The 18,617-nt window shown below is 45.5% G+C and carries 11 protein-coding genes; 9 read left to right on the top strand and 2 right to left on the bottom strand.

Annotation, left to right across the window (positions count from 1 at the left end):
• Positions 1-102: 102 nt before the first annotated feature.
• From QUB24_RS25480 to QUB24_RS25440, 9 genes are all read left to right on the top strand, one after another.
• On the top strand, positions 103-930 hold the full coding sequence (locus tag QUB24_RS25480; protein WP_333156388.1) for a protein-glutamate O-methyltransferase CheR: 828 nt from the start codon (positions 103-105) through the stop codon (positions 928-930).
• Entirely contained in the window at positions 902-1,609 is a 708-nt protein-coding gene (locus QUB24_RS25475; RefSeq protein ID WP_333156387.1) for a chemotaxis protein CheB, read from the top strand. The genes QUB24_RS25480 and QUB24_RS25475 overlap by 29 nt, the downstream gene beginning before the upstream one ends.
• Before the next feature lie 7 nt (positions 1,610-1,616).
• Positions 1,617-3,683, top strand: coding sequence for a response regulator (locus tag QUB24_RS25470; RefSeq protein ID WP_333156386.1), 2,067 nt, complete (start codon positions 1,617-1,619; stop codon positions 3,681-3,683).
• A gap of 421 nt (positions 3,684-4,104) precedes the next feature.
• Positions 4,105-4,932, top strand: coding sequence for a type I methionyl aminopeptidase (gene map, locus QUB24_RS25465; protein ID WP_333102021.1), 828 nt, complete (start codon positions 4,105-4,107; stop codon positions 4,930-4,932).
• A gap of 205 nt (positions 4,933-5,137) precedes the next feature.
• Complete coding sequence (locus QUB24_RS25460) at positions 5,138-5,830, top strand: response regulator transcription factor (protein ID WP_333156384.1); 693 nt, start codon at positions 5,138-5,140, stop codon at positions 5,828-5,830.
• Between the two features lie 106 nt (positions 5,831-5,936).
• Positions 5,937-6,134 carry a hypothetical protein gene (locus QUB24_RS25455; protein WP_333156382.1) on the top strand — a complete coding sequence of 66 codons (198 nt, stop codon included), beginning with the start codon at positions 5,937-5,939 and terminating at the stop codon, positions 6,132-6,134.
• 351 nt (positions 6,135-6,485) lie between these two features.
• Positions 6,486-6,845, top strand: coding sequence for a hypothetical protein (locus tag QUB24_RS25450; RefSeq protein ID WP_333156381.1), 360 nt, complete (start codon positions 6,486-6,488; stop codon positions 6,843-6,845).
• A 475-nt stretch (positions 6,846-7,320) separates the two neighbouring features.
• Positions 7,321-12,504, top strand: a complete 5,184-nt coding sequence (locus QUB24_RS25445) for an nSTAND1 domain-containing NTPase (RefSeq protein ID WP_333156380.1) — start codon at positions 7,321-7,323, stop codon at positions 12,502-12,504.
• A gap of 306 nt (positions 12,505-12,810) precedes the next feature.
• The gene (locus tag QUB24_RS25440; protein ID WP_333156379.1) at positions 12,811-15,084 is read left to right on the top strand and encodes an FdhF/YdeP family oxidoreductase; all 2,274 of its coding nucleotides are present in this window, start codon (positions 12,811-12,813) and stop codon (positions 15,082-15,084) included.
• A gap of 29 nt (positions 15,085-15,113) precedes the next feature.
• On the opposite strand, the gene QUB24_RS25435 is transcribed toward QUB24_RS25440, so the two are convergent.
• Both QUB24_RS25435 and QUB24_RS25430 read right to left on the bottom strand, forming a co-directional pair.
• The gene (locus QUB24_RS25435; RefSeq protein ID WP_333156378.1) at positions 15,114-16,718 is read right to left on the bottom strand and encodes a M10 family metallopeptidase; all 1,605 of its coding nucleotides are present in this window, start codon (positions 16,716-16,718) and stop codon (positions 15,114-15,116) included.
• A 164-nt stretch (positions 16,719-16,882) separates the two neighbouring features.
• A complete protein-coding gene (locus QUB24_RS25430) occupies positions 16,883-18,127 on the bottom strand; it encodes a glycosyltransferase family 2 protein (RefSeq protein WP_333156376.1) in 1,245 nt (414 codons plus the stop codon).
• Positions 18,128-18,617 lie beyond the last annotated feature (490 nt).

Below are 18,617 nucleotides of genomic sequence, written 5' to 3'. Positions count from 1 at the left end.
AACAGTCAACAGTCAACAGTCAACAGTCAACAGTCAACAGTCAACAGTCAACAGTCAACAGTCAACAGTCAACAATGCCCAATTCCCAATAACTAATTAAAAATGCCCGAAAGCCATGAACTTGAAACAATCGAAATTCAACTCCTACTAGAGGGAATGTTTCGCTATTACGGATTTGATTTTCGCAATTATGCTCTTGCCTCTCTCAAGCGCCGTATTTGGAACACTATTCGCTCGGAACGGCTCACCACTGTCTCTGCACTTCAGGAAAAGGTACTTCACAATCCTGCTTACCTAGACCGTTTACTGCTGGACATTTCTGTCAATGTAACGGCGATGTTTCGCGATCCCAGCTTTTACATTAGTTTCAGAAATAAAGTGGTGCCGCTGCTGCGTACTTATCCTTTTATTCGGATTTGGCACGCTGGATGTTCAACGGGAGAAGAAGTCTATTCTATGGCAATCTTGCTGCAAGAAGAAGGACTGTATGACCGTTGTCGTATTTACGCTACGGACATGAATGAATTAGTTTTGAAAACAGCTAAAACAGGGATATTCCCGCTGAAAAAAATGCAAGAATATACGCAACTCTACCACCAAGCGGGGGGCAAAAAAGCGTTTTCTGAGTATTACACTGCTGCCTATGAAAATGCGATTTTTCGGTCTTCACTTAAAGATAATATTGTCTTTGCTCACCACAACCTAGCAACGGATAATTCTTTTAATGAGTTTAATGTTATTTTATGCCGTAATGTGCTGATTTATTTCAATTCACGCCTCCAAGAGCGGGTACACAAGCTTTTTTATGAGAGCCTGGGAATGTTTGGGGTTTTAGGACTAGGACATCAGGAGTCTCTGACTTTTACACCTTATGAAAAATACTATGAACCAATTGAAAGTAGTGATAAACTCTACCGAAGAATTAAATAAAAAAAATTTTGAAATAGTGGTTGTGGGCACGTCTTTGGGAGGGCTAGAGGCTCTGACTGTGCTGCTGGCAGATTTGCCAAAAAGCTTTCCTTTGCCTGTAGTTATTGTCCAACACCGCCATAAGAGTTCTCAGAATAAGCTTACTGATTTTTTACAAAAGCAAAGCTCTCTCCCAATCACAGAGGCCCAAGACAAAGAGGAGATCGCACCTGGACGGGTTTACTTGGCTCCCGCTGACTATCACTTGCTAATAGAATCGCCCTCTGAGGAGGAGTTTAGTCTGTATGAAAACGACTTTACAGAATGGGGGAGCGTGGCAGTGGAGTCAATCCACAATTCAAAATCCCCAATCCCCAATCGCGGAGCTCCTACATTTGCACTATCAACTGAGGCTCCTGTCTCCTACGCGCGGCCCTCAATCGATGTGCTGTTTGAGTCTGCTGCGGATGCCTTTGGGGAGAAAGTTATCGGCATAATTTTAACGGGAGCTAATTCGGATGGCACTAAAGGGCTGGCAAAAATTAAAGCTGAGGGAGGATTGACATTGGTGGAGGAACCGGCTTCGGCTCTATGCCCGACCATGCCAGCGTCGGCGATCGCAAATGTTGAAGTAGACTGGATTTTACCCCTCTCTAAAATCGCTCCCTGTTTAGTCAATTTGCTAAGAATTAAAGATTAAAAAAATTATGAATCTGCAGTCCCCCCATCGAGTAAATGTCCTTTTAGTTGACGATCGCCCAGAAAATTTGGTAGCTCTAGAAGCTATCCTCAACAGCCCCTCTTATCATCTAGTACAAGCTAATTCGGGCGCGGAGGCTCTGAGATGTCTGCTTAATGAAGATTTTGCGGTAATTTTGCTTGATGTGCAGATGCCGGGAATGGATGGATTTGAGACAGCAACATTGATTCGCTCTAGAGATCGATCGCGAGCGACTCCGATTATTTTTATCACAGCATTCAGCAGTAATGACACCCACGTGTTTAAAGGTTATTCTCTGGGTGCGGTGGATTACCTCTTCAAACCCTTGGAACCGGAAATATTGACCTCGAAGGTGCAGGTATTTGTAGAATTGTTCCAAAAAACAGTCGAGGTGAAACAGCAAGCAACACAGTTAGCTGCGGTTAATAGTGAACTAAGTAAAAGTGAAGAGCGGTTTCGCACTTTGTGTGCTTGTTCGCCGCTGGGAATTTACTTAGCTGACGTTGAAGGCCGCTGTACTTACATCAATCCCCGTTGTCAAGCAATTTGTGGGTTAACTTTGGAGGAAAGTTTAGCAGATATTTGGCAGCGGGAAGTTCATCCAGAAGATCGCGAGCGCGTAGTAGCAGATTGGTTAGCTTGGATTAAAGAAGGCAACGAATATTCTAACGAGTTTCGATTAGCTGGTAGCGAAACTGTGCGTTGGATTAATGTGCAGTCGTCCCCTATGTTTTCGGATTTGGGAAAACTGATCGGTCACGTGGGTACGGTTAGAGATGTCACAGACCGCAAGCAAGCAGAGGAAGAACGCGGCAGACTAATCCGCGAACAAGTGGCGCGGCAAGAAGCGGAGAGAGCTAACCAGATGAAGGATGAATTTCTAGCTATTCTCTCTCACGAACTCCGTACTCCTTTAAATGCAATTCTCGGCTGGTCTAGGCTGCTTCGTACCAAAACATTTGACCAAGACACTATAGAGAAAGCCCTAGAAACAATTGAGCGCAATGCTAAATCTCAATCTCAACTCATTGAAGATATTTTAGATGTTTCGCGGATTCTGCGGGGGAAACTAAATTTAAATAAGCATCCGATTCGGTTGGAATCTGCGATCAAGCTGGCTATAGATTCTTTGCAGCCACTGACGGAGGAAAAATCAATAATCATAGAATTAACGTGCAGTCCCAATGTAGGTGAAGTTATCGGCGATTTCGATCGCTTGCAGCAAATTGTGTGGAATTTGCTGTCAAATGCGATTAAGTTTAGTCCGCAAGAGGGTAAAGTACAGGTGCGGTTAGAGTCAGTTGGAGATGAGGCTCAAATTGAGATTATTGATAGCGGCATTGGTATAGCTCCTGATTTTTTGCCTTATGTTTTCGATCGCTTCCGCCAAGCTGATAGCAGCACAACTAGGTCTTACGGGGGTTTAGGACTGGGACTGGCGATCGTCCGTCACTTGGTGGAACAGCACGGCGGTAAGGTGTATGCAGAGAATAATCCGGGCGAGGGTGCGAAATTTACGGTGGCTTTACCTGTTGCACAGACGAACGCCCTCGCTGCTGACGATGGGTCATACCTCAATGACCAGGCAGAGGTTCTCCCCACTCTAACTAATTTGCAATTGCTGGTGGTGGATGATGACGATGACACGCGGGAGTTTTTGATTGCTTTACTCGAGGACGAAGGAGCTATGGTGCGATCGGCGGCATCGGTGGCCGGGGCTTTAGCTGCACTGGAGAGTTATTGGCCGGATCTGCTGCTGAGCGACATTGGAATGCCGGAAGCAGACGGCTACGAGTTGATCGCGCGGGTGAGAGAAATGGAAGTGCTCAGGGGTGGAAAGATGCCTGCGATCGCTCTGACGGCCTACGCGAGAGAGGAAGAGCGCCAGCAAGCGCTGGAAGCTGGTTTCCAGATGCACTTATCTAAACCAGTTGACATAAATAAGTTAATTGCCGCAATTGCTAACCTCACAGGAATACTCGGAAATCCCGATCCAACTCACATCTTGCACGATGCTCAAGAACAGGCAAGATGCCTGTTCCACAAAGATTAGATTTTATTGTGGGGAGTAGGGGTTGGGCAGGAGAGCCGGCCCGTGAAGGCTGATTGACAATAGTGTTCTTCGGTGCTTTCCAACGGGCTCGGCGGTTGAAACCGCTTTGTTGACCGAAAGCATCCAGGATACCCGCCACGTGATTCATCCGTCCAGAAATAAAAAACCTGTATCCGATGAAACTTGCCGAACGTATTTATTCGTGGGCTCTATGCTTCAATCTAAAATCTAAAATCTAAAATCTAAAATCGATTGACCCCCCAATCCCGTGCCGATTAGTGAGAAAAATATTAAGCTAGCTTAAAGGACAAGCGATCGACAGTTCGGAACAAGACACCCGTTTTTCCACAAAAAACTGGATATTTGCCGTTTTTTTGCTTCAACCTGCCGTCAAAGTACAAAATTACTCGCCAATCAATTCATGAATATTTTTAGCAGTCTGCTTTCTAGCCCAACTCAAGCACCCCAAGTCAAAAAACAGCGTCGAGGCATTGAAATTAAGTCGGAACGCGAAATCGAAATTATGCGGCAGGCCGCGAAAATCGTTGCAACGGTACTCAAAGAAATTTCCCAAATGGTGAAACCGGGAATGACTACTGCTGATTTGGATGCTTATGCCGAAAAACGCATCCGTGCTATGGGAGCAACTCCGAGTTTTAAAGGCTATCACGGTTTTCCCGGATCGATTTGCTCTAGCATTAATAACGAAGTTGTTCACGGCATCCCCAGCGCCAAAAAGGTAATTCGGGCTGGAGATGTTCTCAAGGTAGATACGGGGGCATATTACCAAGGTTTTCACGGCGATTCTTGCATTACGATCGCAGTTGTGGAAGTGACTCCCGAATCGGCAAAATTAATCCGAGTCGCAGAAGAAGCTCTCTACAAAGGCATCGAACAAGTAAAGGCTGGAGCCTATTTGCTCGATTTGGCTGGTGCGATCGAAGATCATGTCAAAAGCAACGGTTTTAACATCGTTGAGGAGTTTACCGGCCACGGTGTCGGGCGAAATTTGCACGAGGAACCGTCGGTTTTCAATTTCCGCACGCGGGAAATGCCGAACGTGAAATTGCGAGCGGGCATGACATTGGCGATCGAACCAATTCTGAATGCCGGTTCTAAATACACTCGGACGCTTTCTGACAAGTGGACTGCTGTAACCGTTGACAATGCTATGTCGGCTCAGTTTGAGCATACTGTGTTGGTGACAGAAACTGGCTATGAAATTTTGACAGATCGTTCAAAAGTTTAAGTGGAAGGGTTCAACAATAATTTTGAGTTTTGAGTTTCGAGTTTTGAATTAAAGATTTAAACACTTTTTAATCGTTAGATCAAAACCTAACTCAAAGCTCTTGAGTTGGACAATAAGTTTTTAACTTCCTTCGAGGGATGGAGTGACAATAAGACTTAAATGTGGCTAAATTAAAAAATAGTGGTAAAGCGTAAAGGTAACAACTATGTCAGCACGATTATTATTGGTAGATGATGAACCGGGCTTGCGGGAAGCAGTACAAGCTTATTTGGAAGATAGCGATTTTGCGGTTGAGGTTGCCAGTAATGCTCGCGATGGGTGGGAACTCTTGCAGCAGTACAATCCCGATTTGGTGATTTCAGACATTATGATGCCGCAGGTGGACGGTTATCAATTTCTCAAGCAAGTGCGGGCAGATCCTCGCTATAAGGCTTTGCCGGTGGTATTTTTGACGGCTAAGGGGATGACGAGCGATCGCATTCAAGGCTATCAAGCAGGCTGCGATGCTTATCTTTCTAAGCCCTTCGATCCCGACGAATTAGTAGCAATAGTAACCAATTTGCTGGCCCGCCGCGCGGCTGCTAAGGAGACGAGCGAAAATGCTGAAAGTCCTGATATTGCTGCTTTGACAAGCCAAATGGCGAGAATTGAGTCTTTGCTGAGTGGGCGGAGTTCGATCGCCCAAAGTCCTTCGCCGATTAAAATTGATTTGACTCCGCGAGAACAAAGTGTTTTGGATTTGGTTGCTCAAGGTTTGATGAATAAGGAAATTGCCCGCCGCTTGGAAACTAGCGTGCGTAATGTGGAAAAGTACGTCAGCCGTTTGTTTAGCAAGACGGGTACTAACAGCCGTACTGAGTTGGTTCGCTTCGCCCTCGAACACGGCTTGACGAAATAGGAGCCCTCTCGACTTGGCTGGAGGCTATGCCTCGCCGAGCGGCGTTACCAGGCTCTTCCTGGTAACGAGAATTATGCAACAACTTAGAAATGTTAAGATATAAGTATTGACAGATATCCGGTGGCTGTGGTATGTCACATCAGCTTGCTGGTGGCAGCGCGGGAGTGCGAAAACTGGTGTGCGAAAACTGGTGTGCCAAAACTGGTGTGCGATTCCCTACGGGATACCTACGCTAGCGCGTACTTCTCACCCACTTTGCTTTGAGTCTGAGATAAACACTCGCAAACACCGGGGAATTACTTAGCGGGAAAACCTGACTGTTTAAGAGTTTTCACGTAGTAAATAGAAAGGCAAACAGTTGACCGGATATGCTCCGTTAAGCAAACTTGCCACAAACAGTCACAGATCAGGTTATATCCTGTGGAAAAGCAAGCGACTATTAATTAATGAATCTGCTCAAAAACGGATACTTGCACACTGCTGGAGTGTTAAGCAGCCCACAATTTTAGATCAAAGTTCAAGCTCTCAGATTCATCTGTGGAGTAAATCTAAAATCTAAAATCTAAAATCTAAAATCGACTGACAGCGCTCTCAAGTAGCCGCAGAGGTTGAATGTATAGCAGTACCAAAGTTGAGTTTATATCAGGAGGATACCATGAGGAAAATCACGGCGCGACAAACGATAAGTGCCATAGTAGCACTGCCGATCGTACTAATAGCCAATACAACTCAAGCTTTAGCCACTGATACCGATCAAAAAATAGAGCCAATTAAGAAAGTTTCGGATTTTGGCGATGAGCTAGATTTTGATATTGGGCCACCAACAACCATCAGCATTGAAGAAAGCGAGGATTGGGATGAACCTGATTTTGCAGCTACTTTAGATATGGAGATTAGTAAATTTATGACCAAAAATCTTCAAGCTGTAATTGATGAGCCGCCGCCGATAGTTTATCTCAGTGCGGCCAGGGGCCAGTCAACCCGGGAATGCCGGATTTCTGGGATATGCGAATAACTGAATCGGATTTGTGCGATTTGGGCGATGGCTGGGAGCCCCGCAAACAAAGACTCTTTGGCTGGGTAGAATTTGAGCAATTATCAAGATTTCAGTAAAATCCGGTTGATTTTGCTGGGAATATGCGAATAACAGAGTATGTATTTTTTTGGGTATGCTTTAATTGCGATCGGCTAAAACAATAAGTGTGCAGGCTGAAATAAACTTAACTAATTGATAGTTGCAATTGATGGAAAATCGCCCACAAGGGCAGAAATAAAATTAATTCTAGGATTCTTCGCAGTGATTTGCCAAAGTGAAAAATGGTCATAGTAAACTTATATCAACCGCCAAAATAGTTAGGAACTTCTTAATTGCACTTTCCCCAGCCGTCGATTCATGACATCCGTGACATCCGTTAAAAAAATAGTTGCCGAACTTCCTTTTTTCGGCAGTTTACAGCATCTATTCTAAGAAAGTTTTTCAACTCTTAATTATGATTAATTCGCACTACCAGCAAGAAACCGCAGCACAGCAAAACAAAAGTTCGCTGCAAACTCTCTCCCGGACTCTGAGAATGTCTCACGGGCAATTTTCGCTCATTTTGGTACGGTGCAATTACAGTGCCATGAGAGAGGAAATTGTAAGGCAATTGCGGGAAGAGTCTGGGATCGAGATTCGAGAAATTATCCTCCCGCCATCTGTTAAAACTCTTTACACGACGATAGAAACCAAAGTTTCCTGCAACCATCCGCCAGCTTTAATGGTGTTTGGATTGGAATCGGTAAGTGCGATCGATCGACTGCTGACTTCTACCAACTACGTGAGGGAAGAATTTCGGAATAATTTTCCTTTCCCGGTGGTGCTGTGGGTGACAGACAAAATCTTAAAAAAACTGATTCGGTTAGTAACAGATATCGAAACTTGGACGACAAGTGTTGAATTTGTGATGGGCCCGGACGACTTGGTAGATTTTTTGGGCAAAAGTGCCGATCGCATTTTTTCCAACATTTTAGAAAGTGGCAATTGGCGTTTAACTAATTCTGCCATTCTCGGAGCCAATTCTTTGAGTGAACTAGAGTCGGCCAGCCAAGACTTGCAAACTTGCAATATCAGATTAGAACCAGCTATTGAAGCAAGTTTGCAATTTATTCGCGGTAGGCACGAATATGCTTGTCACCGCATCCCTGCCGCTATTGAATTATATCAAAAAAGTCTCACTTTTTGGAAGTATCAAGTAGCATTTATTGGATCAAAAACACAATTTAGCGATTTGTTATTTACCGTTCACCCTGCACCGGTGTTAGAGGGGATTCTGCTATTCCACATCGGTCTTTGCTACCGTTTCCAAGCAGAAAAACACCGCAGCGGCAACCGTCCTTACTGGACGGAAGCTAAGAATTATTTTCAGGAATGTATTGATGTTTTAGAACGAGCGGGACGGCCGGATGCCGTGGGTATATTCATCAATCAACTTGGGGAAGTATTGCAGCATTTAGAAGATTGGGATGCACTCTGGAATTTAGCCATAAAAGCTCGGAGGTTACATGAAAATATGGAAAATTCAGCAGTTAATTTGGCTCAAGATTACGGCTTTTTGGCTAGAGTAGCCTTAGAGCAAAAGAACTGGCAAGGGGCGAAAGAATGGGCTTTAGTGGCTCTAGACGTTCTCAACTCAAATTTAGAAGCGACGGGACAGGGAACCCATGTAAAGTCGCAGCATCTAGGCTTGTATCTGTTAATTTTAGCAGAGGCCCAGAGCCATTTGGGTGAGGTGCAGGATGCGATCGCGCATTTAGAGCTTGCTCGCTCGGAAACCGAAGCGTGCTACAACCCGCAACTGTATTTGCGGGTTTTAGAAATGCTGCGATCGCTCTATTTTCAGCGGGGAGAATATCTCGAAGCATTTCAAATTAAGCAAGATTATCGAGCGGTGGAACACACGTATCGGTTCCGAGCTTTTATTGGAGCAGGAAAGTTGCAGCCGCACAGAGAAGCGGTTAATTCCGTCGCCGAAACTGTAGCCGGCGCTGCTACTATTGCTGACGAAATTACTGCTTCCGGCAGAGAGCAAGACCTCAACCGCTTGATATATAGGATGAACAATACCCCCGACAAACTGACAGTAATTTACGGTCAGTCTGGAGTTGGCAAAAGTTCAATAGTCACCGGGGGATTAGTACCAGCTCTTAAACAGAAAAAAATAGAAATGCGGACTGTTTTGCCCGTAGTGCTGCAAGTTTACAACAACTGGCCGCGGGAATTGACCAGACAGTTATCTGCTGGGAAAGCTGAGATATTCGATCCGGAAATTGCCGAAGCAGTACCAGAAACTGCTCCGGTAGATTTTCCAGTAGAAGCAGGTGCAGTCAAGGGAAATCATATTTCGGGATTTCACGGTGACTCGACTGGGAATAATGAGGAGAGAAGGGAGCAGTCACAGCCAGTAGAATTAATCATACAACAACAGGCGATCGAATACGAAAACATTATCAAGGAGCTGCAAATAAATTCAGAACATCTAGTGACTGTTCTGATATTTGACCAATTTGAAGAATTCTTTTTCGTGTGGAAAGAGCCAGCCCAAAGGCAGAGATTTTTTGATTTTTTGCGGGAATGCTTGAAAATCAAATATTTAAAAGTCGTCCTGTGTTTGCGGGAAGATTACCTGCACTATTTGCTGGAATTTTCCCGACCCAAAAACCAGACTGGATTCGTTAACAATGATATTTTGGAGGACATTCTCAGCAAAAACATTCTGTTTTATTTGGGAAATTTTTCGCTGCTTGATGCGCGATCGGTAATTCGCACTTTAACTGAGCGAGCGCAGTTTTACTTAGAACCGGAGCTGATCGAAGAATTAGTCAATGATTTAGCTGGAGAATTGGGAGAAGTCCGCCCGATAGAACTACAACTTGTCGGCGCTCAACTGCAACAAGAGAACATTAGAACTTTGACTCAATATCAGGAACTTGGCAACAATCCGCAACAAAAATTAGTCGAAAGATTTCTCGAAGAAGTCATCAAAGATTGCGGCCCGGAAAATGAAGTAGCGGCGCGCCGAGTTTTGTATTTGCTGACAGATGAAGATGAGATCCGTCCCCTAAAAACCCGCGCCGAATTAGCCTCTAATTTAGCGACATTTGCCGAAGCTGACAAATTAGATTTAGTCTTAGAACTGTTAGTAAACTCTGGTTTAGTTTTTCGCTGGACGGAACTGCCTGCAGAGCTTTATCAGCTCGTTCACGATTATTTAGTTAGCTTCATTCGCCAGCAGCAAGAATTAGATAAAAAAGCAGAATTTGAGGAACTGCGAAAGCAAAATCAAATTAACCGAGATGAAATTGAACAAATTCGCAAAGACAGAGAGCAAGATGCTTTGCTGTCGGAAGCTAGAGACAAACAGTACCAAGCGGAAGCTCAACTTTACCAAACTCGGAGATGGCAATTGCGGGCGGCAGTTCTAGGAGTGCTTGTACTCGCAGGTGTTTCGGGGATGGCTTTCGAGCAAGCAAAATTAGCAGAAAGCGCACGGCAGGAAGCAGAAACCAGTCGGACTGATGCCCTAAATTCGGCGTCGGAAGCTTTGGTGCTTTCTAATGAAAAAAATCAATTAGGAGTGTTGGGAAATAGTATCAAAATTGGTCGTGATTCTCTGAAAAGTACAGCGCTGCCTGTGGAAACTAAAAATCAAATTGCTGAAAGACTCAGACAAGCCGTTTCCGGGGTGCAAGAACGCAACCGTTTCGAGCAGCACAGCAAGTTTGTTTTGGATGTGAGTGTCAGTCCCGATGGCAATTCAGTTGCTTCGGCAAGTGCTGACAAAACTGTTAAATTGTGGAGCAAAGAAGGTAAGTTATTAAAAACTTTCAATCACCCAGATAGCGTGACGAGTGTTAGTTTTAGTCCTGATGGGAAAACGATCGCGACTGGTTGTGCCGATCGCATAATTAGAATTTGGCAAGTAGATAACGACAAAAGTGCTAGTGGTATTTTATCCGGCCACCGCGATATCGTCACCAGCGTCAGTTTCAGTCCCGACGGCAAAACCCTAGCTTCCGCGAGTCACGACAACACCGTCAAAATCTGGAACCTTGCGAACAAAAAATTGCTGCAAACCTTAACCGGACACAAAGACTGGGTGCTGGGCGTCACTTTCAGTCCCGACGGCCAAACAATAGCCTCAGCAAGTGTTGACAAAACTGTCAAACTTTGGAACCGAGAAAGTAAAACGCAGAAATTTAGAATTAATCCCAAAACATTAACCAAACATTCGGACATTGTTTACAGCATTAAGTTCAGTCCAAACAGTCGAGAACTCGTCTCGGCAAGTGCCGACACCACAGCAAAAGTTTGGAACCGAAATGGTGAGGAAATCAGAACTCTCAAAGGACACAACGATGAAGTTGTCAGCGCGAGTTTCAGTCGCGACGGCAAAAAAATTGTCACCGGCAGTGCAGACGATACGGTGAAAGTTTGGAGTCGCAGCGGCACTTTGCTCAACACTTTTCGAGGACATCAAGACGACGTAAGAGCCGTAAGTTTCAGTGGCGACGGCACTATTGCTTCCGCAAGTAAGGACAAAATAGTGAAAATTTGGAAACCGGACAGCACTCCGCTGAATAAGATTTTATCGGGACACGGAGACTGGGTTTACAAAGTCAGTTTTAGTGCTGACAGTAAAACAATTGCCTCTGCTAGCGGTGACAAAACAGTGAGACTTTGGCGTGCTGACGGCAGTTTATTCAAAACCTTAGAAGGTCACAAAGATTCTGTTACCTGGGTGAGCATTTCGCCTGATGATAAAACTGTTGCTTCTGCCAGCGATGACAAAACAGTGAAAGTCTGGAGTTTAAACGGCAAACTGTTAAATACCCTCAGCCACAGCGGCATTGTTAAAAGCGTGAGTTTTAGTCCAGACGGAAAGATAATTGCCGCCGCAAGTGCCGATCGCAAATTGTACCTCTGGCGCTGGAACGGTTCTAAAGCAACTTTGTTTGCAAAACTCGATCACAGCAATCCAGTAATTAGCGTTAGCTTCAGTCCCGACGGCAAAACTATTGCTACTGCTACCGCTGCTGAGGACAAGGCAAGCGGGAAGAAAAAGGCTTTTGAAATTACGGGAGAAAAGAGAGTTTACCTCTGGCAATTTAACGGTTCGTCTGCGAAGATTCTGAAAACTCTCGACCACGAGGACAGCGTTAAAAATGTGAGTTTCAGTCCAGACGGTAAGACTATTGCTGCTGCTTGCGCTGACAAAAAAGTTTACTTGTGGGAGTTTGATGGAAAGGTTGCCAATTTAACTGAAAAACTCGAACACAGCGATACTGTAGAAAGCGTGAGTTTTAGTCCCGACGGCAAGTTGATTGCGGCGGCGAGTGGGGGAAATACTGTTAAGCTGTGGGATTTTGACGGCAAGAAGGCGCTGCTATCTAAGACTTTGGAATCGAGCGATCGTGTGTTGAGTGTTACTTTTAGTTCTGATAGCAAAACTCTGGGTTTTGCTAGTAGGGATAGGAATGTAATTCTGTTGCCTGTGGAGAATTTGGAACTGAATAATATCATTGCTCGCAGTTGCGAGTGGTTAGGAGATTATTTGCAGAATGACCCGAATGTTGCTGAGGGCGATCGACTGCTTTGTCTTGGATTTGGGAAGCAGGCGTTAAATAAGAGGAAGTAAACCTTAAGCTAGGACGGGCTAGAAGCCCATCCCACAAAAATTATTTTTTCTTGTGGGTAAGCTAGGACGGGCTAGAAGCCCATCCCACAAAAATTATTTTTTCTTGTGGGGAGTAGGGCATGGGCATCTTGCCCGCCCGAAAATTTAATTAAAAGGACTTTTGCAAGATAAGACGGCGGTTGAAACCGCCGGGTATTCTTAAAACATCTATCTATTGACTAATTTTTTGTGTTGTAAATTTGCAGTAAATTAGACTAATAAACTTAACAGCACATCAATCCGCAATTCAAACAAAAGGTAAACCACATGGATGTCAACTCCCAAAATGTCCAACAAATCCCGCCCTTCAACGAGACAAACGAGGAAACACCAGAGATAGGTGGCGGTTTGCCCGTAATAGAATATTGGGCAGAACATACATTGTCCCCGGAAGGGCCGAAACTTTGGAAAACTTTGCTGCACAAAAGTGCTTGTTTGTCCTGTTCTTGGGGCACGGGCGGGCAGAAAGGAGGTTTTACAAATGAAGAGGGCGAAAAACTTCAGCGGTGCATGAAAAGCGTCGAAGCAATCTCCGCTGAAATTAAGCCGGCTATCTCAACTAAATTTTTTGAACAGCAGAGTATTGCACAACTTCAGCAATTAACTTCAATGGAAGCCGACAGGCTGGGAAGGCTGAGTTTTCCGATGATTTTGCGGGCTGGTTCCTCTCATTACGATCGCATTTCTTGGGAAGAAGTTTATCAAATTGCCGAAGCTGCTTTTCGCAAAACCCCCGAAAGAGTGGCATCTTACAGTTCCGGACGCTCTTCCAACGAAGCGGCTTTTCTGCTGCAATTGATGATGCGGGCGATGGGTTCCAATAACTTAGCAGATTGTTCCGATCTCTGCCACGCTCCCTCGACAACCGGGTTAAGCGAAATGTTTGCCACCCGCACCTCGTTAGTGAGTCTAGAAAACTTGAAGGAAGCAGATTGCGTCGTGCTCGCGGGCAGCAATTCTTCCTACAACCATCCTCGCTTGATGAACGAATTGATTAAAATTCGCGACAAAGGCGGTAAAATAATTGTAATCAATCCGGTGATGGAAATCGGCTTAGTCAAGTTTGGTTCTCCCGCATTTCCTGTCAAATCGCTCATCCCCGGTTCCGATATTTCCTCCCTATACTTGCAACCAATTCCCGGCAGCGATACGGCGCTATTTGTCGGAATTCAAAAGTCTATTATCGAACAAGGTTTGCTGGACGAAAAATACTTACAAACTTATACAGAAGGCTGGGAAGCAGTAGTACAGCACGCCCGCGAAACCTCTTGGGAAACTATTACTAAAACCTGCGGAGTTTCCCAAGCAGAAATTGAGGCGGCAGCCAAAATTATCGGCACGTCCCAGCGGGTTGTATTCGGTTGGGCGATGGGAATTACCCAACACGATAACGGTGTAGATAACGTTTTCAGCATTGCCAACACAGCCTTGATGACTGGAAATGTCGGCAAAGAAGGGGCGGGATTAATGCCCGTCAGAGGACACTCAAACGTCCAAGGATTCGGCTCTATGGGCGTCACTGTGAAGCTGAAAAAAGAAATTCAACAAGCTTTAGAAAAGTTATTGAATCGTCCCCTGAGTCCTGTGAAGGGCTACGACACTCGATCGCTCATTGAAGCAGCAGAAGCAGGCAAAGTCGATACGCTGATATGTCTGGGCGGTAATTTGTATGGGGCGAATCCAGATTCAACGCAGGCAAAACAGGCTTTAAGCAATGTTGAAACAGTTATCTACCTCGCAACCAAACCGAATTTAGGGCATTTTCACGGCTTGGCAAAGCACAATACAATTGTGATTCCCGTCCTGAATCGCTTTGAAAACCCCCACAAAACAACGGTGGAATCTGGGAATAACTTTGTGCGTTTAAATGATGAGGGTGAAACTCATCTCCAGAATTCTGATCTGATTCCTGAAGTGTATTTTTTGACGGAATTAGCCAGCCGAATTCACGGCGATTTTCCCGTTGATTGGCGCCGACTTCAAGACACAAAATACGTTCGCCAATTGATTGCTAAAACTATTCCTGGCTATGAAAAAATAGCGACAATTGATGAAACACAAGAGGAATTTACCATCAGCGGTCGCATTTTTACAGAACCTAAATTCCCTACAGAGTCTGGGAAAGCGAAGATGTTTGTCACGCCTTTACCTAAGCTGAAATTACCGGAAGCGAAAGAGTTTGGAGTATCCGACTCAGTGCAGGGTTTAGTTGTGGCATTGATGACGGGACGCAGCTATTCTCAGCATAATACTGTCGTCTACAAAATTGATGACAAATACCGGGGAATGCCGCACCGCAACTGCATTTTGATGAATCGTGCGGATGCAGAAAGCACGGGTTTTCAAGAACATCAGCGGGTTACGGTGCAGGGAAATGCGGGGAAAATGGAAAATGTCGAGGTGATTTACGGGGCGGTTCGTGAGGGTGCTGCTTTGATGTTTTATCCTGAAGTTAATGTGATTTTTCACCCGGAGATTGAAAAGCGATCTGGCACGCCTGCTTACAAGCGCGTACCTGCTTTTGTTTATGCGGCAACGTAAAAACCGAATACTACAGATACCTGCTTTCTTCAAGAATTGGGGGATGTAAACAACGTACTTGAACTAATTAAAAAATCAGATTGCCCGATCGAACTTAACGCTATTCCCGGTAACAGCGCCAAGACTTGTCCGGTGCTGCCGATCCGAATTTCAGTATCGTTGCCTGAAGGTACGATCGACAGTTGGTCGAATCTCAAACCATCAACTAACACTAACCAATCCACACCATCAGCAAAATCAACAATCGTATCCGTACCCCCATCCGGCTCCAACACAATGCCATCGACACCGACACCGGTGATAATAGTATCGTTTGCCCGACCGCCCCGCAGCAAATCCCCCCCGCCCCCGCCTGTTAACAAGTCCATGCCTTTGTCGCCGTAAATATAGTCACCGCCTTCGCCACCGTCCAAAGTATCGCTTTGCCGCCCCCCACTAATCGTGTCGATCCCCGCACTGCCTAAAATACTGTTAGCTAATTCATTTCCAAGTACCTGGTCATTTCCGGGCGAACCTACCAGATTTTCGATATCCGCGCCAAAAGCAATGTACGTGCCAAAAGTTTCAGTTGTATAAAGCCGATCTAGATCAGTACCTAGCGCCACCTGCGAAGGTTGTAAATAGTAGCCCTGATCTCCCAGAGCGCTCTGTGCCGTCAGGGGCTTACCCTGATTCATGTCCAAAGAATAAACGTTGTTGGCAGGCAGTGCCGAAAAGTCCAAAGTATCACTGCCACCGCCGTCCCAGATAGTTTGAACCGTATTGAAATTAGTGCTGTCGAATCTGTAAACATTATTGTCACCGTTAAAATCGCGGCGGGCGCCGTAAAGATACTGCAAAGCCCGGATGTCATAAGGCATCAAACTCTGGGGATTTTTGTTAGGGGAGGTGCTAGATATGGATAATTGGGGATTGTAGGACATGATCGTATTTCTGGTGTTGTCCTTGTCAAACGGCAGATACGGAGGCTGTCCGGGGTTTTCTATTTGATCACTGCCGAAGCTGTAGTTGCCGGGGTGCTTCAAACCCATCGCGTGACCGATTTCGTGAATTAAAGTCGAGTGGCCGTAACTGCCGGGCTCTGAGGAAAAAGCTCTTTCCGGATCGTTTTCATGGATTTTTTGGAGGTGGATGGCGCCACCGCGCAATAAATTATCTGGATCATAAGCGTAGGCATAGCCCTCAGCACCCACCCCATCGGAAAACATAATTCTGATGTTGCTTTGGGCCGAGTCTGGAACTTCTACAAAGTTGAGCGGCAAGACTGTGGCATAATTGTCGCGCAAGATTTGGCGGACATTCTGTTTGATGCGATCGTTAACTTCCTCAATATTGGTTTCCTCTCTGGATGCAAAATAACTGGCCGCGCTGTCAGCAGTCACAAAACTGTAGGTGATGGTGCCGCCGGGAGCGACGTTCCATTTGGCTGGCTGTCCGGGGTTTTCTCTACTTCTTCGGATCAGAGCATCAATATCGTTAGAGTTGCTGAAGGCGGAAGCTTGAGCGGCCGATCGTTCGGCGCTGGAATCGGAGGTTTGAGCGCGGCTGCTAAAGATCGGGCTGCTATGTTTTGAAGCACCTTGCAACAAATCTGAATTGTTATTAGTTAAGTCACTCAGAGTGTAAACAGACATGAGGTTCCTTCCAATTCGAGGCCAGATGATGTTGATTAATATTATTAAATAAGCAGCTCTTAAAGTCAACTCATAAAATTCATAACCTTGACTTCATACAAATCATATTAAGAAATGTTGCCAACAAACGATCGGTTGTCACGAATGATTTGAGCTTGCTGCTATTAACTCTTAATTTGCAAAGCTCTACCCCGCCAAGTCCATCCCCAACCGGTTTCGGTTTTAATCGCAGAGGCGATCGCCATCGCCGCCACTAACGCACCTCCGAAACCTCCCAACCACCAGTATTTCGTCGGACAGTCAGAAATCTCGGCACCCAAGTGGCGCAAAGTGTAATGCTGCCAAATTACGATTACGGATAAACAGATAGTTAACCAGGTAATTGGCAATTGGTAATTGGTAATTGGTAATTGGTAATTGGTGATTGTCAGAATTTCTGCGAAGTCCCCGTTTGCCAGCAAAATAGCTAATGCCAACCACGGCATCGGATAAAGAAAAAACATAATTGCAGCCATGTAAACCATCAGCCCCCAACTGCGGTTAGCGCCGAGATACAAATTCTTTGTCCAGCCTTCCCACAATGCGTTCCAAGACCGATACATCCGCACGGATGCCAAATTTGACCCGGAATAAAGTCCGAGCTTTAAACCCGCACGTTTGATGCGTCTAGCTAATTCCACATCTTCCACAATAACGCTTGCAACGGCTTCGTGACCGCCGATTTTTTCGTAGCCAGATCGCCTAAATAACATGAATGGCCCGCCGGCAAAAGCACTGTCTGTTTTCGAGGCATCGTTGACGGCGGTAAAGTCGTAGCAAACTGCTAAGTGATTGAACATTATCGGCTGTACTAACCACTCGGCAAAACACTCACAAACCAGCGCTGGCATACAGGTGAACAAGTCTATTTTCTCGGTTTCGGCTGTGGCGATAGCGGTTTCGATCGCCCCCGGTTTGAGTCGCACGTCGGCATCGATAAATAATAAGAAGTCTCCGGTTGCTACCTGAACAGCTTGGGCGCAAGCCCAGTTTTTGCCCGCCCAATATTGGTTGGTTGGTCGGGGCTGACCTGCTAATATTTTAAGCCGGGGGTCGTTGAGATGCTGTTGCAGGGTTTGCCCGATCGCCTTGGTGTCGTCTGTCGAGCGATCGTCTACAATTAAAACCTCTAAGTTGTCCACAGACAGCGATGTACTCTCCAAAATGGCGATCGCGCAATCCCGAATATTCTCTGCCTCGTTGTATGCTGGTACGATTACCGAAACTTTAGGGAACTGCGCGACGGGTTCCGGTGAGGGCCTCGCGGAACTTCTGTCGGTTCGAGGCGCATTTTTGACCGATCGGCGCAAATTCTTACTGTAAGCTCTACTTACAATCAGAGAAAAAATTAGCAGGGTTAACAATATCAAAGCGAACAGACCTCAAAATTTCGGTACAGGATTTGTCTCCCTAAATATTAAAAAATATTAAAGCAAAAAGCTAGTCGATCGCCCGAAAAGTTATTTTGACCGAAAGCATCCAGGATACCCGCCACGTGATTCATCTCGCGCAAGTCAATGCTTCAATGCTTCAATGCTTCAATGCTTCAATCTAAAATCGATTGACCGAAAGCATCCAGGATACCCGCCACGTGATTCATCTCGCGCAAGTCAATGCTTCAATTCTTTAATCTAAAATCTAAAATCTAAAATCGATTGACCGCCTCCTTTGCTATAATTTGTGAGCATCTTTCGGCTCGCCCGCAGCGAGGGGCAAGACCCCTCACCCAGACAGCGACCGAAAAGCCGAGGATAGATATCAGTTTTCAGAGGAGATTGCAATGGGCGAATTTGTGACAGTCGATGTGTTGGCGAACACGATAGCGGTACTCGGCGCTTTGGGTTTTTTCTTTTTGGGATA

Source organism: Microcoleus sp. B9-D4, from assembly GCF_036705105.1.
Lineage (GTDB): Bacteria > Cyanobacteriota > Cyanobacteriia > Cyanobacteriales > Microcoleaceae > Microcoleus.
This window is presented reverse-complemented; position numbering and strand designations above follow the sequence as displayed.

Bases quoted from the DNA above. Each gene is read 5' to 3' on its own strand.
- QUB24_RS25480 (WP_333156388.1), top strand. From the start codon at position 103: ATGCCCGAAAGCCATGAACTTGAAACAATCGAAATTCAACTCCTACTA.
- QUB24_RS25470 (WP_333156386.1), top strand. From the start codon at position 1,617: ATGAATCTGCAGTCCCCCCATCGAGTAAATGTCCTTTTAGTTGACGAT.
- map (WP_333102021.1), top strand. From the start codon at position 4,105: ATGAATATTTTTAGCAGTCTGCTTTCTAGCCCAACTCAAGCACCCCAA.
- QUB24_RS25460 (WP_333156384.1), top strand. From the start codon at position 5,138: ATGTCAGCACGATTATTATTGGTAGATGATGAACCGGGCTTGCGGGAA.
- QUB24_RS25450 (WP_333156381.1), top strand. From the start codon at position 6,486: ATGAGGAAAATCACGGCGCGACAAACGATAAGTGCCATAGTAGCACTG.
- QUB24_RS25445 (WP_333156380.1), top strand. From the start codon at position 7,321: ATGATTAATTCGCACTACCAGCAAGAAACCGCAGCACAGCAAAACAAA.
- QUB24_RS25440 (WP_333156379.1), top strand. From the start codon at position 12,811: ATGGATGTCAACTCCCAAAATGTCCAACAAATCCCGCCCTTCAACGAG.
- QUB24_RS25435 (WP_333156378.1), bottom strand. From the start codon at position 16,718: ATGTCTGTTTACACTCTGAGTGACTTAACTAATAACAATTCAGATTTG.